The 21,024-nt window shown below is 61.4% G+C and carries 16 protein-coding genes and 1 pseudogene; 11 read left to right on the plus strand and 6 right to left on the minus strand.

Annotation, left to right across the window (positions count from 1 at the left end):
• Positions 1-42 precede the first annotated feature (42 nt).
• The 3 genes from WN982_RS18050 to WN982_RS18060 form a co-directional block, all read right to left on the minus strand.
• Complete coding sequence (locus tag WN982_RS18050) at positions 43-735, minus strand: response regulator transcription factor (protein ID WP_341313275.1); 693 nt, start codon at positions 733-735, stop codon at positions 43-45.
• A gap of 151 nt (positions 736-886) precedes the next feature.
• Positions 887-1,540 carry a response regulator transcription factor gene (locus tag WN982_RS18055; RefSeq protein ID WP_341313276.1) on the minus strand — a complete coding sequence of 218 codons (654 nt, stop codon included), beginning with the start codon at positions 1,538-1,540 and terminating at the stop codon, positions 887-889.
• Between the two features lie 350 nt (positions 1,541-1,890).
• On the minus strand, positions 1,891-3,195 hold the full coding sequence (locus tag WN982_RS18060; protein WP_341313277.1) for an MFS transporter: 1,305 nt from the start codon (positions 3,193-3,195) through the stop codon (positions 1,891-1,893).
• Between the two features lie 97 nt (positions 3,196-3,292).
• Here WN982_RS18060 and WN982_RS18065 point away from each other — a divergent pair, with 97 nt between their 5' ends.
• The 7 genes from WN982_RS18065 (at position 3,293) to WN982_RS18095 (ending at position 10,097) form a co-directional block, all read left to right on the plus strand.
• A complete protein-coding gene (locus tag WN982_RS18065) occupies positions 3,293-4,192 on the plus strand; it encodes a LysR family transcriptional regulator (RefSeq protein ID WP_341313278.1) in 900 nt (299 codons plus the stop codon).
• A 481-nt stretch (positions 4,193-4,673) separates the two neighbouring features.
• Entirely contained in the window at positions 4,674-5,390 is a 717-nt protein-coding gene (locus WN982_RS18070) for a c-type cytochrome (protein WP_341313279.1), read from the plus strand.
• A gap of 80 nt (positions 5,391-5,470) precedes the next feature.
• The gene (locus tag WN982_RS18075; protein WP_341315836.1) at positions 5,471-6,754 is read left to right on the plus strand and encodes a cytochrome c; all 1,284 of its coding nucleotides are present in this window, start codon (positions 5,471-5,473) and stop codon (positions 6,752-6,754) included.
• 170 nt (positions 6,755-6,924) lie between these two features.
• Positions 6,925-7,101, plus strand: coding sequence for a hypothetical protein (locus WN982_RS18080; protein ID WP_341313280.1), 177 nt, complete (start codon positions 6,925-6,927; stop codon positions 7,099-7,101).
• Positions 7,102-7,103: 2 nt separating this feature from the next.
• The gene (locus tag WN982_RS18085; RefSeq protein WP_341313281.1) at positions 7,104-7,676 is read left to right on the plus strand and encodes a cytochrome C oxidase subunit II; all 573 of its coding nucleotides are present in this window, start codon (positions 7,104-7,106) and stop codon (positions 7,674-7,676) included.
• A complete protein-coding gene (locus WN982_RS18090) occupies positions 7,663-9,288 on the plus strand; it encodes a b(o/a)3-type cytochrome-c oxidase subunit 1 (protein ID WP_341313282.1) in 1,626 nt (541 codons plus the stop codon). The genes WN982_RS18085 and WN982_RS18090 overlap by 14 nt, the downstream gene beginning before the upstream one ends.
• Positions 9,285-10,097, plus strand: a complete 813-nt coding sequence (locus WN982_RS18095; protein WP_341313283.1) for a c-type cytochrome — start codon at positions 9,285-9,287, stop codon at positions 10,095-10,097. Before WN982_RS18090 ends, WN982_RS18095 begins: the two co-directional genes overlap by 4 nt.
• A gap of 938 nt (positions 10,098-11,035) precedes the next feature.
• Here WN982_RS18095 and WN982_RS18100 read toward each other — a convergent pair.
• Complete coding sequence (locus WN982_RS18100) at positions 11,036-12,685, minus strand: methyl-accepting chemotaxis protein (protein ID WP_341313284.1); 1,650 nt, start codon at positions 12,683-12,685, stop codon at positions 11,036-11,038.
• A gap of 232 nt (positions 12,686-12,917) precedes the next feature.
• On the opposite strand from WN982_RS18100, the pseudogene WN982_RS18105 reads away from it, so the two are divergent.
• Positions 12,918-13,129: pseudogene (locus WN982_RS18105) on the plus strand (hypothetical protein); the annotation flags it as partial.
• 169 nt (positions 13,130-13,298) lie between these two features.
• Here WN982_RS18105 and WN982_RS18110 read toward each other — a convergent pair.
• Together WN982_RS18110 and WN982_RS18115 are read right to left on the minus strand one after the other, a co-directional pair.
• On the minus strand, positions 13,299-13,829 hold the full coding sequence (locus tag WN982_RS18110; RefSeq protein WP_341313285.1) for a single-stranded DNA-binding protein: 531 nt from the start codon (positions 13,827-13,829) through the stop codon (positions 13,299-13,301).
• Positions 13,830-13,962: 133 nt separating this feature from the next.
• Positions 13,963-15,150: an MFS transporter gene (locus WN982_RS18115; protein WP_341313286.1), complete on the minus strand. Its 1,188-nt coding sequence runs from the start codon at positions 15,148-15,150 to the stop codon at positions 13,963-13,965.
• 331 nt (positions 15,151-15,481) lie between these two features.
• On the opposite strand from WN982_RS18115, the gene uvrA reads away from it, so the two are divergent.
• The 3 genes from uvrA to WN982_RS18130 all read left to right on the plus strand — a co-directional run bounded on the left by uvrA (position 15,482) and on the right by WN982_RS18130 (position 20,935).
• Positions 15,482-18,355, plus strand: a complete 2,874-nt coding sequence (uvrA, locus tag WN982_RS18120) for an excinuclease ABC subunit UvrA (protein ID WP_341313287.1) — start codon at positions 15,482-15,484, stop codon at positions 18,353-18,355.
• 35 nt (positions 18,356-18,390) lie between these two features.
• Positions 18,391-19,476: an AI-2E family transporter gene (locus WN982_RS18125; protein WP_341313288.1), complete on the plus strand. Its 1,086-nt coding sequence runs from the start codon at positions 18,391-18,393 to the stop codon at positions 19,474-19,476.
• A gap of 223 nt (positions 19,477-19,699) precedes the next feature.
• A complete protein-coding gene (locus WN982_RS18130) occupies positions 19,700-20,935 on the plus strand; it encodes a PepSY-associated TM helix domain-containing protein (RefSeq protein ID WP_341313289.1) in 1,236 nt (411 codons plus the stop codon).
• Positions 20,936-21,024 lie beyond the last annotated feature (89 nt).

Below are 21,024 nucleotides of genomic sequence, written 5' to 3' on the forward strand. Positions count from 1 at the left end.
TTTGTTTGTCGCACTGCCTGCGCGGCACGACGCCTCACCGGCTCAGCGCCGGTTTTGCCCGCGATCGTCAGGCACTACGCCGTATTCGACGGCGAAGCGGAACAACTCCGCGTCGCTGTGGAGGTCGAGCTTGCGCATCGCAGTACATTTCTGCGCGCTGATCGTCTTGACGCTGCGCCCCACCCGCGCAGCGATCTCCGTTACGCCGAGTCCGGAGGCGTATTGGGTGAACACCTCCAGTTCGCGGCGCGACAATATCTGCCGGACAAAATCGCGCCGCTGCGCCACCGTCGCGTCGTCGATCAGCGAGCGAACCGCTGGCCCGAGATAGCAATCGCGCGCGAGAGCCGTGACCACTGCGACGTGAATCAGATCGATCCGGTCCCGCTTGCTCACCAGCCCATCCACGCCGAGCGCGATGACCTTTTTTAACGCGTCAGCATCAGTCTCCATGGTGAGTACGACGAGCGCGACACCGGGGTACCGCACCTTGAACTGTCTGACGGATTCCAGCCGGTCGCCGTAAAAGCCGCCTGGCATGTAAAGGTCCATCAGAACGAGGTCGCACGGAATTCGGTCGACTTCCATGAAAAGCTCCGTGGCGTCTGCCGCGCGACCGACGATCTGCATGTTCGGATAACCCGCCATCAGATTTTCGATCGCCAGCAGAACAAGCGGATGATCGTCTGCAATGATGGTACGAATAGGTTTACTTATGTCAACGTTGTCGTTCATCTTCTTTTTCTCCCCCGTACCTTGAATTCCCGTCGCTCTCTTCGGAGGAACGGGTCCTGTCGCGATCATTGAACGTTCCTCTGCCAATAGGAATAAGATCGCTCCGAATTAATCGATTTTTCTCAACCAGAGAATGGCTTAGATATACGATCTAACATTCATGCAACCCATGCGCCCGGACATAAGCAAACAGACCGGGGTCGTTGACGACACCAAGCTTGGCCATCGCGTCGCGCTTCTGTCGGCTAATGGTGCGGCGATGGCATCCGAGCGCTGCGGCAATCTCAGAGATCGACTGACCACGCACGAACATTCTTATGATTTCCGCCTGTCGTTGAGGCAAACGCAGAATCGGCGGCAGGTCGCACTCTTCGCGTTGGGGATGAGCAAGCGCTTCGACTATCGAGCGGCCGATGTGGATCTCACCGTTGCCACTCGCCCGAATCGCCTGCCACAGTTCATCCATTGCTTCCATTTTGCTTAGCGCGCTGACTGCGCCGTCTGACACGATGGCGCGCAAGATCGCGGTATTCGTCAGAGTCGTCATCACCACAATGCGCAGCGATGGCCAGCCATGCCGGATTCGCCTGATTAGCCGTAGGCCGTCTTCGACTGCACCGGATGCCTCGGGCATCGCGAAGTCGGTGACGAGCACATCGCATGGCGTACTCTGCAAAAGTTCGATCAAAGAAGTTGGCGTGGCAGCCTCACCTACAATTGTGACGCCGGGATGCATGTCCAGCGCAGCACGAACGCCGATCAGGACAAAGGGATGATCGTCCGCCAGAATGACTCGAAGGTTCACTATGATTTCTCCCGTTTGTTGTAGGTGTTTTCAGCACGCGCGTAGGCATAATGCAGATCGCGCCGCACATGCTTCCAGCGGCCCCTTAGCTTCAGACGGAGAGCCAGGGGCGGCCATAAAACCACCGCTACGAAATTGCGGAAATCGGAATGTTCCGAATCCGGGAGAAAATCTGATAGACCATGACGGTTCTATCAGAATAGGAATACATAATTTATGCGCAATGGATTTTCGAGCGCTTTTTAGACTGTACTTTTGGCTCGACGATCTGCGGATAAACGCCCGGCCTATTCACCGTCCTAGCAAAACCGAAGCCGGCGAAAAGTTCTATCTCGCCATTCTGCTGCATCTCAAGCCCGCGCCGTCCCCACCCTGGCAACACGAGCCGCGCGCGGAAACACTGGCAACGCAATCAGCGCACATACACTGGCGACCGCCCACACCATCGACCACGAGCCTACCGACAACAACGGTGGAATCGCCAGCGGCGTCAGGAATAGCGTGAGAAAGACGCAGGTATTGCCCATCGCCAGCGCGGTGCCGGCGCGACTCGTACGCGCGAGCGTCGCAAGTTCCGTGAAGGCGACGCCGTGCCATGCGGAAGCGCACACACCGCCCAGCGCGATCATCAGTGCGAACACCGCGGTCATCGCCGCGTGCTGCATGCCGGCTACCGCCGTCACCAGAGCGAGCGACGCGAACAACCCCGCGGTCAACACACTGCAAGCACGCATGTAAGCACGGCGATTGCCGCGCCGGTCGGTCCAGCCGCCGCTCCAGACCCGCGCGATCGCAGCGCCGGTTTGCACGGCAGCCATTGTCGCGCTGATCGCCAGCACGCCGGCACGGCTGAAATCGTGGAGAAAGACTGTCCCGAACGTCACGACAGCGATCTGCGGCACGCACAGCACACCGCTGCCGAGCGCTACGCGCCAGATGCCGATGTCGCGTAACGGAGAAACGCTCGCCGACGCTCCGCCCAAAACTGCTTTGCCATGAGGAGCGCCCGCGCCCTCCGCGTCGGCATACGATGGTTCATGCAGCCAGCGCCATGCAAACGCAGCGGTCATCGCACACGCCAAAGCGAGCACGGCGTACACGCTCGCAAAGCCGAACTTCGACGCGAGCGCGGGCAACATCAGCGCGCCGAGCCCGCCGCCCGCCGGCACTGCGGTCTGGCGAATACTCATCGCGAGGCCACGTTCACCCTCGCGAAACCAGGCCATCACTGCCCGGCCGCTCGAACCGTTGACGCTGCCGCCGAGCAAGCCGACCAGCAACAACCCGAGCGCGAGCATCGAAACGCCCGGCACGTGAGTGCCGGCCGGCACCACGAACAATGCCATCGCCGCCAGCGCTGCAGCCGTCGCACCGAGTCCGAGCAACAGCACGCGACGGTCGCCCCAACGATCGGTAAGCAATCCCCAAGGCAATTCGCTGACTGCGATGCCCAGCCCGAGCATCCCGAGCACCAGCCCGAGGCCACCGTTGTTCAGGTGATAGCCCGAGCGCAAAAATACGGCAGTCGTCGGAATGCCTGAAAACGCCGCCGAGAAACTCGCGTTCGCCGCAAAGCCGACCCCCAGCACCTTCCACCGATGACTCGCTGCGCGCTCGCCCGACGCCCGCCCGGATGCATCCGATTCGTTTTCCATGACATCCCTCCGCAAAATGAATTGGAGGTATCCTACGGCTGGGCTAACCATCGGAAAAGCCGGAAAATCAGATGACTTGTATCGGATATACCGAATCATGAGCCAACGTGGATTTGATCTGACCCAGTTGCGGACCTTCGTCGCCGTCGCTGAGTCGGGCAGCGTCTCGGCGGGCGCGGAGCGGGTGTTCCTGTCGCAGTCATCGGTGAGCGAGCAGTTGAAGAAACTGGAGGAGCGCGCCGGCCAGCCGCTCTTCGTGCGCAGCAAACAGGGCGTCACCGCTACACCAGCGGGCAGCCGCCTTCTCGATCACGCGCGCCGCATTCTCGCAATGAGCGAGGCAGCGTTCGAAGACCTCCAAGGCCGCTCGCTCGACGGCGAACTGCGCATCGCCATCACGGACTACTACCGTCCGCACGATATCGCGCGCATTCTCAAGACCTTTTCGGAGCAGCACCCGCGCCTGAAACTGCACGTCACCGTGCTGCCGAGCGCAGTAATCGACAGCAGCGCCGCAGACGACACGTCGTTCGACATCGGCCTGTCACTGCGGCTCGTTACGCCCGGCAACCGGCCCGCCCGACAGCGCGCCGGCGCCACCGCCAGTGCGCAAAGTACGGTCGTGCGCCGCGAGAAACTGTTGTGGGTCAGCGCCGCCGACGCCAGCCCGCGGCCGGCCGCGCCCTATCCGCTGGTGTTGCTGCCGTCGAGCTGCCAGTTGCAGCGCTTCGTCGTGAAGCTTCTCGACGAGCGCAAGGTGCCGTATCTGGTGTCGCATTCCGCTTCCGGGGTCGCGGGTTTGCAACTGGCGCTGAAGGCAGGGCTGGGCATTTCCTGCCTGAACGAATCGTCGATCGGTCCGGGCGTGGTAGCCTGTCCGCCGAGTGTCGGCCTGCCGCCACTGCCGGCGGTCGAGTTTCATCTGTTGCCGGGGCGAATCGGCGAAAGCGAACGTGTGAGCAACGCACGCACGGCGTTGATGCGGCTCTTCAGCTGACGCACACTGCGTTGCCACATGCGAGTCGACTCATACAGTTCGACTCCTGTACCTCGACGCAGGTCGCGAATCAGGTATCGATCGCATTTCACGATGTTGCCCAAACTCAAACCATGCGCAATGGCAGTGTTGAAAGCACTCCATGCGCCGCCTATGATGATCACGTACCCGACCGATTTGCCTTTCGTATTCTATTGACGCACCGGATAAATTCCCGCAACCTTTTACCTGCTGCCAGACGTAACAAACACTCAATCCCGCAGCCCGAAAACCGCCACCCACCGGCGTATTCAGGCAGATGATCGTTCTAATCAAGCAATTGCGTCGCCGTATCGGTTCAACACCGCGCCCCAAATAAGTCCGTTCCGATTTGCTGTTCATGCAGTCGTTATAAAAGAAGAATTGGCAGGGTTGTCATGCATTGGTCATCGAATGCATGAGAAATAAATCGAGAAAAACACGTTCCCCGACGAGGCTTGGCGTGCAGCGTAGAACTATCGGATCTTCGATTCTGTTTGTGTTTTACGTCATGTGGAGCGGCGCGGCGTTCGCGGCCACTGACGCGCCAGGCACCATGCCCTCGGCCATGGACGAGCGTGTGCGTGCCTGCACTTCGTGCCACGGCGTGCAAGGCCAGGGTCTGAACAACGATTACTTCCCGCGTATCGCCGGCAAACCGGCCGACTACCTGTTCAACCAGTTGAGCGCGTTTCGCGACGGCGGCCGCACCTATCCACCGATGGGCTATCTGCTCGCCTTTCTGCCGGACGATTACCTGCGCAAGATCAGCCAGTACTTCGCCGACCTGCAACCGCCCTATCCCAACTCCGACCACGCCGCAGTCGCGCCGGCGGTGCTCGCAGCCGGCCAGCGTCTCGTCACGCAGGGCGACCCGGCGCGTAAGATACCGGCCTGCATCGCGTGCCACGGCGCGCACATGACCGGCACGCAGCCGGGCATTCCGGGCCTGCTCGGCCTGCATGCGAGTTACATCGCCGGACAGATGGGCACGTGGCGCTCGGGCACGCGTCACGCGCTCGCGCCGGACTGCATGCATGCGATCGCCGTCAAGCTGACCGACAAGGACATCACCGCGGTGTCGAGCTGGCTCGCGCGCCAGCCGCGACCGGCCGACCCACGGCCCGCACCGGCGTCCGGTGAACGGCTGCCTCTCGCCTGCGGGAGCCAACCGCAATGAAGCCGATCCTCCGCGCCATTCACACCGTTTCGTGTGTCACGACGAAGGGCCGCCGCGCCGCCGCGTCGCTCATGACCGGCATGCTGGTAGCCGGCCTGATCGTGACCACAAGCGCCGCGTTTTCGATCGCGCCGTATTCACTGCTGATCGCTGAGGCCCGAGCTGCCGAAGCAACGCCCGCCGCTGGCGACAAATCAGACGCCCGCCCCGACATCGTCAAGCGCGGTGAGTACCTCGCGCGTGCCGGCGACTGCGTCGCCTGCCATACTGCGCCGCGCGGCAAACTGTTCGGCGGCGGTCTCGCGATGGAAACGCCGTTCGGCACGCTCTATTCGCCGAACATCAGCCCGGACGCGCAGTACGGTATCGGCACATGGAGCGAGGAAGCCTTCTTCAAGATGATGCGCACGGGCACGCTGCCGGACGGCAAGCTGCTCTACCCGGCCATGCCCATCGCGCAATACACCAAGGTCACGCGCGAGGACTCCAACGCGATCTTCGCGTATCTGAAAACCGTGCCGCCGGTGCGCGAGCCGAATCGCGCGCATCAGCTTAGATTCCCGTTCAATCAGCGCAAGCTGCTGCTTGGCTGGCGCACGCTGTATTTCCGCGAAGGCGAGTTCCAGCCGGATCCGACGAAGTCGGTCGAATGGAATCGTGGCGCGTATCTGGTCGAAGGGCTCGGGCACTGCACGATGTGTCACACGAAAATCAACATGCTCGGCGGCTCGTCGCAGCGTGAGCAGTTCGCCGGCGGCCTGATTCCGGTGCAGAACTGGTATGCGCCTTCGCTTACGTCCGACAAGGACGGCGGCCTCGGCGACTGGACCATCAAGGACATCGTCGACCTGCTGCAAGCAGGCATCTCCGATCGCGGCGCCGTGTACGGCCCAATGGCGGAGGTCACGTATCACAGCCTCCAGTACATGACGGACGACGACGTCAAGGCAATGGCCGTCTATCTGAAGACGCTGCCGGACAACGACCGCGGCCGCAAGTCCGGCCCGTCCGCGCCGACCAACACCAACGTGTTCGCGCTCGGCGAAGAAATTTACGCCGACAAGTGCGCGCTGTGCCATGGCGCCAAAGGCGAGGGCCAGTTGCAGCATTACCCGCCGCTGGCCGGCAACCAGTCGATCGAAATGGATTCAGCGGTCAACCCGATCCGCATCGTGCTGAACGGCGGCTTCCCGCCCGGCACCACGCGTAATCCGGAGCCGTACGGCATGCCGCCGTTCGGTCAGGAACTGAACGACACCGATGCCGCCGCCGTCGTCACGTATATCCGCACTGCGTGGGGTAATCACGGCAAACCGGTGACGTCCCGCGAGGTCAACGAGTTGCGTAAGGCGCCGCTGCATTGACGCTGTATTAACGCGGCTGCATTGAAGCTGCTGTGGCGGCCGCGTGTGCGTGCTTCGCCCTTTGTTTTTCGAGGCGCACTGCGTAGCAGCCTGGCTGATGCCGCGTCGTCGCCGCACGGCACCACACCGCACTACACGGCGCCTGAACCGCTGCACCGGAGAATCCTTAGATGGAAGCGAACGACACCCACAGCGCGGCCCCACCCACCGATGACGAGGTGGAACGCGTCGTTGCCGCCGGCCCGCATGGAGCGATCGCCGTGGCAGGCGTCGCTGCGCTGATCGTCATGGCGATCTGGTTCGGCTTCTACTTCCTTATCTTTTTGCCGCGCGGCGTCATTCACTGATCATGTCGACTGAGTCTCCTCACCAACCCGGCGGCGGCCACGCGGTCGCCCTACGCGCCGAGCGCCGCTGGGCGACCTTCGCCGTCGCGCTGATCGTGCTGATGCTGGCCGTCGTCGTGTTCTCCGGGCTGCATTGGGCGATGATGCCGCCGTCGCGGGTCGAAACAATCGATCCCTCGCGCCTGCAACTGTCCGGCGAATTCGTCGAAGACAATCTCGGCACCGCCGTCCAGGCGGACGGCTCGGTGGTCGTGCGCTTCATCGCGCAGCAGTATTCGTTCACGCCGCAATGTCTGCTGGTGCCCGCCGATACGCCGATCACGATGCGCACGACCAGCGCCGACGTCGTGCACGGCCTGCTCGTCACCGACACCAACATCAACACGATGGTCGTGCCCGGCTACGTCGCCACCCTGAACACCCGCTTCGACAAACCCGCCGATCACCTGATGCCGTGCCACGAGTTCTGCGGCTTCGGCCACCAGGCCATGTGGGCGCATGTGAAGGTGATCGACAAAGCCGCATTCTTCGAGCAAGCCCGACAATCACGGAGACTCAGCTGTGTTTCACGCTAAGCGACTTGTTCTCGCGCATTTCTGGCTCGCCTTCATCACCTTTCTGATCGCGCTGTTGCTCGGCGCCTGGCAAATGCTGGTACGCAGCCCGCTGCTGCCGTGGGTCGGCGACCCCGAACTCTATTATCGATCGGTGACCGCGCATGGCACGGTGATGGCCTACGTGCTGCCTACTTTGGTTTCGATGGGTTTCGGCTACGCGATCGTCGAACTCGCGCTCGCGCAGCGGCTCGTCGGCCTCAAATGGGCGTGGGCCGCGTTCATCATGCTGGCGGTCGGCGCCGTGATGGCGATGGTCCCGGTCGCGCTCGGCCAGGCCTCAGTGCTCTACACCTTCTATCCACCGATGATCGGCAGTCCGTTCTATTACCTCGGCGTGGTGCTGGTGGTGGTCGGCTCGTGGATCTGGGTCGCGTTGATGCATGTGAATCTGCGTGTCTGGAAACGCGCCAATCCCGGCAAACCCGTACCGCTCGCGATGTTCGCCAACGTCGCTGGCGCGTATCTATGGGCATGGACCGCGGTCGGCGCCGCACTCGAAATCCTCTTCCAGATCTTGCCGGTCGCGTTCGGTCTCACCAACACGATCGACGCCGGTCTCTCGCGCGTGCTGTTTTCATGGACGCTGCACGCGATCGTCTACTTCTGGCTGATCCCTGCCTACATCGCGTATTACACGCTGGTGCCGCGCGCGATCGGAGGGCGGCTTTATAGCGACTCGATGGCGCGCGTGTCGTTCATCCTGTTCCTCGTGTTCGCGATGCCGATCGGCATTCACCATCTGTTCGCCGACCCGCAGGTCGGCTCGGGCTTCAAGTTCCTGCATGCGGTGTTCACCGGCATGGTGTCGGTGCCGACGTTGCTGACGGTGTTCACGATCTGCGCGTCGGTGGAAATCGCGGGACGGCTGCGCGGCGGCACGGGTGCGTTCGGGTGGCTGACTGCATTGCCATGGCAGAACCCGATGATGCTGGTGATCGCGTTCTCGTTCATGATGCTGGGTCTCGGCGGCGCGGGCGGCCTGATCAACATGAGCTACCAGCTGAACTCGACGATACACAACACACAGTGGGTGACCGGGCACTTCCACCTGATTTTCGGTGGTGCGATTGTGATCATGTACTTCGCAATCGCGTATGAACTGTGGCCGCAATTGACCGGCCGCGCGATCGGCTCGGCGCGCCTGATTCGTACGCAATTGTGGCTGTGGTTCATCGGCATGATGGTGGTGACGCTGCCGTGGCATTACGTTGGCTTGCTGGGTGCGCCGCGCCGTATGGCGTATTACGACTACAACGCGCCGGGAATCGAATCGCAAGCGTTCTGGGTGGGGATGTCGGCGGTGGGTGGGCTGATCCTGGTCGTGTCCGGCGTGCTGTTCATCTATATCCTGGCGAAATCGCAATTCGGGCCGGCGGTGCAGCAGCAGAGCTTCCGCTTCGCGAGCGCCGTGCAGCCGGTGGAGCGCGTACCGGCCGCACTCAATAGTTTCGGCTTGTGGGTGGCGTTGATGATCGGGCTGACGGTTGTCAACTACAGTGTGCCGATCGTTCAGTTGCTCAAACTGCCGCAGACGTCGGTGCCGGCAGTTGTCGTCGGAGCGCAGCGATGAGTCAGGAACGCGTCTTCAGCTTGCGCAACCCGTGGTTCACGGTGAGTGTCGGCGGCACGCTTGCGATTGCCGTTGCCGGGATTCTGATTGGGTTTATCTGGTTGCCTTCAGCGAATAGCGCTTTCAGCGAACGCGGTTTGTGGGCGACGATTTGCAGCGCCGCTGGTGTGCCATCGAGTTGGTATGGTGGCGGCGGCAACGTTGGCGGAACCGCGCCTAGCGACGTGGTGGTGTTGCCACCATTGCGGAGCGTGCGTGCCGACGCGAATTCCATTGGCCGCGGCGCGACGATTGCGACGCAGAATTGCTCGATGTGTCATGGCGTGCAAGGCACGGTGCAGGTGACGGCGCCTGCGTTGGCCGGGCAGTACGCCGATGTGGCCTATAAGGAGTTGCGTGACTATCAGATGGGCCTGCGTCAGAACGCGGTCATGCAGCCGATTATTGCCGCTCGCAGCGAGCAGGATTTGCATGATCTGGCGGCGTATTATGCTTCGCTGCCGCGGGCTGGCGCTGCTGAGGTTTTGCCCTCTGGCGCGAAGCCGGACGCTACGGCGGTAAAGCTTGCTATGCAAGGGGATCCGCTGCGGAATATTGCCCCTTGTGCTGCTTGCCATGGGCAGTTGGATCGCAAGGGGGCAGCGCCCTGGCTTGGCGGGCAGTCGTCTGTTTATCTCGCTGCGCAGATGCGGGCGTTTGCTTCCGGAGCCCGGCATAACGATATCAATGAACAGATGCGGAATGTGGTCAGGCAGATGACGCCTGACGAGATTGATAGTTTGGCTAAGTATTATGCTGCCATGCAGTGAGGGGGTTGGTTTTTGCCCTTCCGGTGGGGTTGTCTGTTTGCCTATGGCATTGGGATTTTTTTGTTTTTTTTTGCCTACGTGGTGCTTTATGTCTGTTTGCCTGCGGCGGTGGCCTTTCTTTTCTTTTTGGTTTATTAGCGTTGCCCCTGTGCGGGGGGCCCCTACTTTTCTTTGCCTGCCGTGCCGCAAAGAAAAGTAGGCAAAAGAAAGCCGGGCTCAAACCACTAATTCTTAAGCGGGTCCCCTGGCTTGGAGGAGGCAGTGGAGCATCTGGAATCGGTGTTCTCGCACACTCCCCGCTGGTGACAAGGCAGTCATACTTCCGGCGGCGCTTCGCGCGCCGACGCGGTACTTCTCAACACCAACTGGCGGTATGCGCTTCCGGCATCATTCTTCCCGCCTCGCACTGCATGCTCGCCGGGACGGTCTGCGAGAGAAACCAGTGGGTGATTCTTCGTGCGGTGGGGGCCATCGGCTTCGCCTCGGCGACGTGCCTGAAATGTGGAAGTGCGGGCCACTTCGCCGAACGAAATGCGGCTGCAAGTTACGGCAGCGGAGCAAAGGAACGCAGTCGCGAGTGACGCTAGCGCAGCAAAGGCAAGCCGTTACACTTGATAACCGCCGGCACAAAAGCACCCGACGGTTTTGTGAAGTACCGCTACGGCGCGCGTAGCGCCGCCGGAAGGATGACTGCCTTGTCACCAGCGCGGAGTGTGCGAGAACACTGATTCCAGATGCACCACTATCCCCTCCAAGCCAGGGGGCCCACTTAAGAGCTAGCGGTTTGAGCCGCTTTCTTTTGCCTACTTTTCTTTGCGGCCGGCAAAGAAAAGTAGGTGCCGCCCCGCACAGGGGCAACGCTAATAAACCAATAAGAAAAGAAAAAACCAACACCGTAGGCACACAACCATAGCGCCGCGCAGGCAAAAAATCCAACTTCAACCCGCAATAACTTCACCAGACTCAAACTGCCCCGGCGCAGCCACAGAACCACCCCGCCGACCGGCGAAAGAAGAAGAGGAAGAAGAACCACTTCCTGTCTGAAAGACAGCCACCACCGAAGTCAACCTCCGAGCCTGCTCCTCAAGCGAACTAGCCGCCGCCGCGGCCTGCTCAACAAGCGCTGCATTCTGTTGCGTAACTTCATCCATCTGCGCGACAGCAAGATTAACCTGATCGATTCCAGTACTCTGCTCAATCGCGGCAGCGGCAATCTCACTCATAATCGAACTCACGCGAGCAATCGCGTCAACAATCTCGGTCATCGTCGACCCCGATCGTTCGACCAGTTGCGAGCCCGCCTGCACCCGCGCAGTCGATGCGTCGATCAACCCCTTGATCTCTTTGGCCGCCGCGGCACTTCGCTGCGCCAACGACCGCACCTCGCTCGCCACCACCGCAAACCCACGCCCCTGCTCGCCCGCGCGCGCCGCCTCAACCGCCGCGTTCAGCGCCAGAATATTGGTCTGGAAAGCGATCCCCTCGATCACGCCGACAATGTCGGCAATCCGCCGCGAGTCGTCGACGATGCCGTGCATCGTGCCCACCACCTGTTCCGTGAGGTCGCCGCCCTGAGCAGCCAGACTCGACGCACCTTGCGCCAGCGAACTCGCCTGCTTCGCGTTGTCGGCGGTCTGCTTGACCGTCGAGGTCAGTTGTTCGATGCTGGCCGCCGTCTCCTCCAGCGATGCGGCTTGCTCCTCGGTACGTTGCGACAAATCGGCATTGCCCGCGGCAATCTCGCTTACGCCCGTATCGATGGATTCAGTCCCCTGACGCACGGTGTTCACCGTGGCGATCAACGAGTCCTGCATCTTGGACAATGCCGCGGCCAGCCGCCCCATTTCGTTGTTGCTGGTCACGACGATCTGGCTCGTCAGGTCACCGTCAGCCATCCGCTGAAACTGTGAAATTGTCGCGTCGACGGGACTGACAATCGCACGCACCAGCACCGCACGTCCGACCCACGAACCCAGCAGCGACACCACCATACCGATCGCAACCGCAATACAGATTGCGTAGAACAGGTTCTGTGCATCCTGATAGCGCTGCGCGCCATGATCGAGTTGCAATTGTTCAAGCGCAAGCATCGCCTTTTCGTACGCGCTGTAGAGCGATGGCAGTTTGTGCGCCTGCAATTGCTGAAATGCGGTCCTGTCGCCGGACTTCAACGCGGTCAACGCCGGCTCGACGCCTTCGTGCAGGAACGTATCGCGTTTGTCCTGCATGTCATTGATGAGACGTTGCTCATCGGCATCCGAACTCGCGTGGCTCATATAGTGGGCGAGGCGTTCGTTGGATACTTTCTGGTACTGATCAAAGCGCTTGAGCACCACGTTCGCACCGTCCTGATCGTTCAGGTCGATCAGCGATGCGTATGTCGCCAGTGCCAGGCGCAGTCGCAGCAGTTGTCCGGCGCTGCCTTCCAGGTCGGCAACGGCCGGCGTGTCCACGGTGTACATCTGCTGCAGCGACGCGTTGCTCGAGCGCAACGACAGTAGCCCCGCGGCGGCGCCGACTAGCAGCACGACGAAAAAGAACACCACCATCACCGTGACGCAGGTACGAATCGACAGATTTTTCAGCATTTGGGCTTGTCTCCGTTGGGCTGCCTGGACGAATGCCCAGAAAAACAGCTTCGGCCACGCGTGCTGCGCCCAGGTCCATTCGGCCGGGTCCGCAACTGATTCGGCAAAAATTTAAGTGAACGCCACATAGATGGTCTACGGCGGGATTGCCTGAAACTTTATGGTCGATGGCACGTACGTTTGCGATACATCAACTTCCAGACAGCATTGGCAACAGGCCGCTCAAGGCCCATTGCAGGAATACGGGAGTGCTACGGATGAGCCTCGGCGATTGTTGCGCGTTTATACCGCTGCGGCGATCGCGTCGACTTGGCCTGGCGAGCCTGCTCCCGCCGGTGATTATCCGAAGGACATCGGGTCGTAGGATTCTGGTTGTGTGTGATTTTTCTTAGCGTTGGGTTGATTGCTCCTCGCAATGCCCTAGCGTTGGTCACAACCTCACCTTAGGCGGTGATGGGGTTTGTTTGGTCCGTTCGCCTTTGGCTGTGTGCCTGCGGTGGTGGCCTCGTTCTGTTTGCCTTCGCGGCGAATGAAAAAAAACCAACCTCAGCCCGCAATAAAAAAACCCCGCACAAAGGCGGGGTTGATCTTTACGATTTTCGGTTACGAGACCTCAGAACGGAATATCGTCATCCATCTCATCAAACCCACCACCAGCCGGCGCGCTCGGACGGCTCGAACCACCACCGCCGCTGCCGCCGCGCGAGGCACCACCGCCCGACGCCGCACGGCCACCGCCGCCGCTACGCTCCGACGGCTCGCCTCGACTGTAACCGCCTTCGTCACCACCGCCGCCGCCCATCGATCCGCCGCGGCCGCCCAGCATTTGCATCTGCTCGGCGATGATTTCCGTCGAGTAACGGTCGGTGCCGTCCTGCGCCTGCCACTTACGGGTGCGGATGCGCCCTTCCAGATACACCGACGAGCCCTTCTTCAGATATTCGGCCACGATTTCAGCAAGGCGGCCGAAAAACGACACGCGATGCCATTCGGTTGCTTCCTTGAATTCGCCGGACGCCTTGTCCTTGTACCGGTCCGTCGTCGCAAGGCGGATGTTCGCCACTGCGTCGCCGCTCGGAAGATAACGGACTTCCGGATCGGCTCCGAGGTTGCCGACGAGAATGACCTTGTTCACGGATGCCATGAGTTTCTCCTGTTGATTCCATTGCGGGCGGCGCGGCAACGCACGGTTCGCATCTCATGGCCGGCAGGCCCGAGACCAGAACTGCGCCTCAGCCCGCCGCCGGGTGAGTTCTGGGGTGAGTCCTTAGACCCTGCTACGCCTTGCGCGGCGGCTGTTTCATGTTTGCGGCGATTATAAGCCAGCACAAAACAAGCCCCGAACAAGTAAAGAAAACGGCGCTTTGCCCATCCACTTTCAGCAGCCAGCCGCCGATCATCCCGCCCAGTGCCAGACCGATCGACTGCGTGGTGTTGTACACGCCGGCAGCCGCGCCCTTGCGGGTTCCCGGCGCCAGTTTCGACACCAGCGAAGGCTGCGATGCTTCAAGAATATTGAAGCCGAGAAAGTAGACAAAAAGGATCGCCGCCACACTCAGAATCGTATGCGGTGCGACGCCCAACAACAACTGTCCGATCAGGATAAGACCGATGGCGGACAGCAGCACGATTTTCATTTTCCCGCGTTTTTCAGCAGCGATGATCGCCGGGACCATCATCACGAATGAGAGGCCCATTACCGGCAAATACACTTTCCAATGCGACGCGACCGGCAGGCCGCCGGCTTCGAGAATGCGCGGCACCACGAGGAACAACGCGGTTTGCGTCGCATGCAGCACCAGCACGCCGAAGTTCAGGCGCAGCAGTTCGACGTTGTGCAGCACTTCGGCGAACGGCGCGCGCACGTGCACCGGCTTGGGCGCATCGGGCACGACCCACAGCACCACGCCGACCGCCAGAATCGAGAAGATGCCGACCAGCGTAAACAGCCCGCTCATACCGAGCCACTGGAATACGATCGGCGCACCGACAATGGCTACCGCAAAGGAAACACCAATGCTGCCGCCGACCATCGCCATCGCCTTGGTGCGATGCTCTTCAGCGGTGAGGTCGGCGATAAAGGCGATCACCGCCGACGACACCGCACCCATCCCCTGAATCACCCGCCCGACGATGATCCACGTCATGTCGTGCGCGCCCGCCGCGATGAAGCTGCCGAGCGCGAAGATCAACAACCCGGTCGCAATGACCGGCTTGCGGCCAACCTTGTCGGAAACCCAGCCATAGAAGATGTACAGCATCGACTGCGTCACGCCGTACGCGCCCAGCGCGATGCCGACCAGCAGTACGTTGTCGCCGCCCGGGATGGTCTTCGCGTAGATCGAGAACACCGGCATGATCATGAAGAGACCGAGCATGCGCAGCGCGAAGATGGCGGCAAGCGACACGGTCGCGCGCAGTTCAGGCGCGCTCATGCGTGAGGATGTAGCGGATGGATTGGACATCGGGAGCGTTCTTTGAATGAGCTGGACTGCATACCGCAGGCGGCCCGCCCCGCGAGGCGGCTGCAGCCGGGCGGCGTACCGCAAGGCGGCGGAAAGCATGCGGCGCGGCGCTGGACCGGCGGCCTTGCTGCACTCCCGCCGGTGCCTCGCTGTGCCTTGTACTCGCGAAAAATGGCTCCAGTTAGAACCATCCCCGCAGCGCTGAACCGCAGCCTTACAGCTTGCCTCGCACCTTGTTCGGGCTGTCAGGAAGCCGTAACGGCGGTCTTGAAAAGTCGTTATAGTAGCAGGTTTAGCCTCTTCCTCTTTCCGCCAGGTCATGGAATAACGCGTGGAACAAATCCGTATCCGTGGGGCTCGTACCCACAACCTGAAGAACGTCAATCTCGACCTCCCACGTCACAAGCTTGTCGTGATAACGGGCCTATCCGGCTCGGGCAAATCGTCGCTTGCGTTCGACACGCTCTATGCGGAAGGACAGCGGCGTTACGTCGAAAGTCTCTCCGCCTACGCACGCCAATTCCTGCAATTGATGGAAAAGCCGGACGTCGATCTGATCGAAGGGCTGTCCCCAGCAATCTCGATCGAGCAGAAAGCGACCTCTCACAATCCGCGCTCCACGGTCGGCACCGTCACCGAAATTCACGACTATTTGCGGCTGCTGTTCGCACGGGTCGGCACGCCCTACTGTCCTGACCACGAAATTCCGCTGGAAGCGCAAAGCGTCTCGCAGATGGTCGACGCGGCGCTGGCGTTGCCGGAAGAGACCAAATTGATGATCCTCGCGCCCGTGGTGGCGAACCGCAAAGGCGAGCACGTCGAACTGTTCGAGGAAATGCAGGCGCAGGGCTTTATCCGCTTTCGCGTCCGCTCGGGCGGCGGCACCGCGAACGAAGGCGTCGCGAAAATCTATGAAGTCGACTCGCTGCCGAAGCTCAAGAAAAACGACAAGCACACGATCGATGTCGTAGTCGACCGTCTGAAGGTGCGCGGCGATATGAAGCAGCGTCTCGCCGAATCGTTCGAAACGGCGCTGCGTCTCGCCGACGGCCGCGCGATCGCACTCGAAATGGAGTCGGACAAGGAGCATCTGTTCAGCTCGAAGTTCGCCTGTCCGATCTGCTCGTATTCGCTGCAGGAGTTGGAGCCGCGCCTCTTCTCGTTCAACAACCCGATGGGCGCGTGCCCGGAGTGCGACGGCCTCGGCCAGATCACTTTCTTCGATCCGAAGCGGGTAGTCGCACATCCGTCGCTGTCGCTCGCGGCCGGCGCGGTGAAGGGCTGGGACCGGCGCAACCAGTTTTACTTCCAGATGCTGCAAAGTCTCGCGGCGTTCTACGAGTTCGACATCGACACGGCCGTCGAAGATCTGCAGGAAAAAGTCCGCAAAATCCTGCTGTTCGGTTCGGGCAAGCAGGAGATTCCGTTCTCGTACATCAACGAACGCGGCCGCACTTCGGTGCGCGAGCATGTCTTCGAAGGGATCATTCCGAATCTGGAACGGCGTTACCGCGAGACCGATTCGGTCGCGGTGCGCGAAGAACTCGCCAAGTACCAGAACAACCAGCCGTGTCCGGCCTGTGCCGGCACCCGGCTGCGCCGCGAAGCGCGTTTCGTGCGGATCGGCGCGGATGGCGACGCGCGCGGCATCTTCGAAATCAGCGGCTGGCCGCTGCGCGATGCGCTCGGCTATTTCCAGACGCTGCGGCTCGAAGGCTCGAAGCGCGAGATCGCTGACAAGGTCGTCAAGGAAATCGTCGCGCGGCTGATGTTCCTGAATAACGTCGGGCTCGATTATTTGTCGCTCGAACGCAGCGCGGAAACGCTGTCGGGCGGCGAGGCGCAGCGCATTCGCCTCGCCTCGCAGATCGGCTCGGGTTTGACCGGCGTGATGTACGTGCTGGACGAGCCATCGATCGGTCTGCATCAGCGCGACAACGACCGGCTGATCGCCACACTCAAGCATCTGCGCGATCTGGGCAACTCGGTGATCGTCGTCGAGCACGACGAAGACATGATCCGTATGGCCGATTACGTGGTCGACATGGGGCCGGGCGCGGGCGAACACGGCGGCATGGTGATCGCCGAAGGCACGCCAAGGCAGGTGGAGGCGAACGCGGCATCGATGACCGGACAGTACATGTCCGGCAGCCGCAACATCGAATTTCCGGACGAACGCAAGGAACCGGACGAGCGGCGTCTGCGCATCGTCGAGGCGTACGGCAACAATCTGCAGCACGTGTCGCTCGATCTGCCGATCGGTCTGCTGACCTGCGTGACCGGCGTGTCCGGTTCCGGCAAGTCGACGCTGATCAACGACACGCTGTATCACGCGGTCGCGCATCATCTGTACGGCTCGTCCACCGAGCCGGCGCCGTACGAATCGATCGAGGGCCTGGAGCACTTCGACAAGGTCATCAACGTCGACCAGTCGCCGATCGGCCGCACGCCGCGCTCGAATCCGGCCACGTACACGGGTCTCTTCACGCCGATCCGCGAACTGTTCTCGGGCGTGCCGGCGTCGAAGGAGCGCGGCTACGATCCGGGCCGCTTCTCGTTCAACGTGAAAGGCGGACGCTGCGAATCCTGCCAGGGCGACGGCGTGCTGAAAGTGGAGATGCACTTTTTGCCGGACGTGTACGTTCCCTGTGACGTCTGTCACGGCAAGCGCTACAACCGCGAAACGCTCGACGTGCAGTACAAGGGCAAGAACATCAGCGAAGTCCTCGATATGACAGTCGAGAACGCTTATGAGTTTTTCAAGCCGGTTCCGGTCGTCGCGCGCAAGCTGAAAACCTTGCTGGACGTGGGCTTGGGCTATATCCGGCTGGGCCAGTCGGCCACCACGTTATCGGGCGGCGAAGCGCAGCGCGTCAAACTATCTTTGGAACTGAGCAAGCGCGACACCGGTCGCACTCTCTATATTCTTGACGAGCCGACCACCGGCCTGCACTTTCACGATATCGCGCTGCTGCTGGAAGTTATTCATCGACTACGAGATCAGGGTAATACCGTCGTGATCATCGAGCATAATCTCGATGTAATCAAAACTGCCGACTGGGTCATCGATCTTGGCCCTGAAGGCGGAGCGGGCGGCGGTCAAATCATCGCGCAAGGTACGCCGGAGCAGGTTGCGAAGTCGAAGGCAAGTTTTACCGGTAAATATCTGGCGCCTTTGCTGGAACGCACTGCCAGTAAAAAGTAACGCTGCACAACACGGGTTGGGGACGGAAATAAGCCATGGCCAAGCGGAATCAGGCGCGCGACGACGGGGAGGTGCAGGACCTACGCCCACGCCCGGTCAGGCTGACGAGCGATATGAGCCTGCCGAAGCTGTCGGCAGTCGAAATCGGCAGTTATGTGCTGATGCTGATTGGAATGTGGGCGGTCATCGAACTGCGGCTGCTCGGCGCGCTGCTCGCGGGCTTGCTCGTGTTCCAGCTGGTGCATATGATCGCGCCGCGCATCGAACAGCATATGTCGAGTCAGCGCGCGCGCTGGCTCGCGGTGGTGCTGCTCTCGGTGGTGATCGTGGGTGCGCTGACGGGGCTGACGCTCGGGATCATCGAGCACTTCGAGAATGACGTGCCGAGCGTGCAGAAGCTGCTCGACCAGGCAATGCAGTTGATCGACCAGGCGCGCGGCCGGATTCCGCAATTCATCGCCAACTATCTGCCGGTCGATACCGAGCAGATGAAGACGAAGGCGACCGAGTTGATGCAAACGCACGCCAACATGCTGCAGCAAAGCGGCAAGACGGTGGCGCGCGGATTCACGCACATTCTGATCGGCATGATCATCGGCGCGATCATCGCGGTCGGCGCGCAGAAGCATATGCAGCGGCTGCCGCTGTCCACGGCCTTCGTCACGCGCGTGGCCCGTTTCGCCGACGCCTTCCGCCGCATCGTGTTCGCCCAGGTGAAGATTTCCGCGATCAATGCGACTTTCACCGGCATCTTCCTGCTGGCGGTGCTGCCGATCTTTCACGATCAGCTGCCGCTGTCGAAAACGCTGGTGCTCGTGACGTTCATCGTCGGCTTGTTGCCGGTGATCGGCAATCTGATCTCGAACACGATCATCGTCGCGGTGGCGCTGTCGGTGAGCTTTCCGGCAGCGGTCATGTCGCTGGTGTTCCTGATCCTGATTCACAAGCTGGAGTACTTCCTGAACGCGCGCATCGTCGGCGGACAGATCGAGGCGCGCGCCTGGGAACTGCTGATCGCCATGCTCGTGATGGAAGCGGCGTTCGGCCTCCCCGGCGTGGTGGCTGCACCGATTTTCTATGCGTATATCAAGCGGGAATTGATTTATCTGCGGCTGGTGTAATCGCCGGGCGCGTAAGCAGGCAAAAAAGCGGCACCTCGGTGCCGTTTTTTTTCGTCCGCCGTCTTCAGGCCTCACGCAGAGCCAGCGCTTCTGGCCATCGTCACACTTGCGGAAAACTTGCGGTAGAGTACGCGATTCCATAAGATGCGAATAATTCCCATTTGCATAACGCACCTTCTTTGATGCGCCGTTACATTCCCTTTGCTGTCCCGCCGGCTCGCGCATGAGGCCGTTTTTCGTTCGCCTGCACCGCTGGTTCGGCGTCGCCACCGCGCTGTTTCTATTCACCGCCGGCCTCACCGGCGCGATCATCGCGTGGGATCACGAGCTCGATGCGGCGCTGAACCCGTCCTTCTTCAAGGCGCGTACCTCCGGCACGGCGCTCTCGGGACTGGAACTGGCACGACGCGTCGAGGCCGCCGATCCGCGGCTCCAGGTGACGTATCTGCCGCTCGCCGTCGAACCCGGCCACACCTTGCAAATGATGGTGCTGCCGCGCACCGACCCCGCCACGCAGCAGCCCTACCCGCTCGACTTCAACCAGATCGCCGTCGATCCAGCGACCGGCGACATCCTGGGACGCCGCCAATGGGGCGCCGTGTCGCTCGCGCGCCTGAACCTGATTCCGTTCGTCTACAAGCTGCACTACACGCTGCAACTACCGTTTACCGGCGGCGTCGATATCGGCACCTGGCTGATGGGGATCGTTGGGATCGTGTGGCTGTTCGATAGCGCGATCGCGCTGTGGCTATCGTTTCCGAGCTTCAAGGCATGGCGCAAGTCGTTCGCGTTTCGCGTACGGCGCGGCGGCTATGCGCTCACCTTCGACCTGCACCGCTCGGGCGGTGTGTGGATCTGGGGCTTGCTGGCGATCGTCGCGCTGACGTCGGTCTCGATGAATCTTGCAGCGCCAGTGGTGCGGTCGATCGTATCGCTGTTTTCGCCGCTCACGCCGAATGCGGTCAACAACCCGGAAATCCTGCGCGCCCCGCAGCCCGGCGATCAGGTGCTGAGCCGCGAACGCATCGTGCAACTGGCTGACGACGCGGGTAAAGCGCAGAACCTGAAGGTGCCGCCCGGCGGCATCTACTACGCGGCGCTCCGGCACGCGTACGGGGTCGGCTTCTACGCCACCGGCAACGATCACGGCGATATCGGCCTCGGCAATCCGTGGATGTATTGGGACGCGGCCACCGGCAAGCCGCTCGACGTGCAAATCCCCGGCAAGGGAACGGCCGGCGATATCTTCATGCAGGTGCAATTCCCGCTGCACTCGGGACGCATCCTTGGTCCCGGCGGGCGGATTCTGATTAGCGCGGTGGGGATTGCAGTCGCCGTGCTGAGCGCGACAGGACTGCTGATCTGGCTGAAGAAGCTGAATGCGCGCCGCCGTTCGGCTCAAAACGCACAAAACGCACATAGAGCACGGGATGCGGCGAGGTCCGCGGTGCGGTCCTAGCCGGAGATTGCGCCGGACTCATCCGGCGCGCGCTTGCGGTTAGCTGCCGGCCCGTAGACCGGCCGGCCAACTGCAAGCGCATCATGCAC

This window comes from Paraburkholderia sp. IMGN_8, from assembly GCF_038050405.1.
Classification (GTDB): domain Bacteria; phylum Pseudomonadota; class Gammaproteobacteria; order Burkholderiales; family Burkholderiaceae; genus Paraburkholderia.

Bases quoted from the DNA above. Each gene is read 5' to 3' on its own strand.
- WN982_RS18130 (WP_341313289.1), top strand. From the start codon at position 19,700: ATGAGGCCGTTTTTCGTTCGCCTGCACCGCTGGTTCGGCGTCGCCACC.
- WN982_RS18050 (WP_341313275.1), bottom strand. From the start codon at position 735: ATGAACGACAACGTTGACATAAGTAAACCTATTCGTACCATCATTGCA.
- WN982_RS18065 (WP_341313278.1), top strand. From the start codon at position 3,293: ATGAGCCAACGTGGATTTGATCTGACCCAGTTGCGGACCTTCGTCGCC.
- WN982_RS18110 (WP_341313285.1), bottom strand. From the start codon at position 13,829: ATGGCATCCGTGAACAAGGTCATTCTCGTCGGCAACCTCGGAGCCGAT.
- WN982_RS18060 (WP_341313277.1), bottom strand. From the start codon at position 3,195: ATGGAAAACGAATCGGATGCATCCGGGCGGGCGTCGGGCGAGCGCGCA.
- WN982_RS18100 (WP_341313284.1), bottom strand. From the start codon at position 12,685: ATGCTGAAAAATCTGTCGATTCGTACCTGCGTCACGGTGATGGTGGTG.
- WN982_RS18080 (WP_341313280.1), top strand. From the start codon at position 6,925: ATGGAAGCGAACGACACCCACAGCGCGGCCCCACCCACCGATGACGAG.
- WN982_RS18115 (WP_341313286.1), bottom strand. From the start codon at position 15,150: ATGTCCAATCCATCCGCTACATCCTCACGCATGAGCGCGCCTGAACTG.
- WN982_RS18075 (WP_341315836.1), top strand. From the start codon at position 5,471: ATGCTGGTAGCCGGCCTGATCGTGACCACAAGCGCCGCGTTTTCGATC.
- WN982_RS18095 (WP_341313283.1), top strand. From the start codon at position 9,285: ATGAGTCAGGAACGCGTCTTCAGCTTGCGCAACCCGTGGTTCACGGTG.
- WN982_RS18125 (WP_341313288.1), top strand. From the start codon at position 18,391: ATGGCCAAGCGGAATCAGGCGCGCGACGACGGGGAGGTGCAGGACCTA.
- WN982_RS18085 (WP_341313281.1), top strand. From the start codon at position 7,104: ATGTCGACTGAGTCTCCTCACCAACCCGGCGGCGGCCACGCGGTCGCC.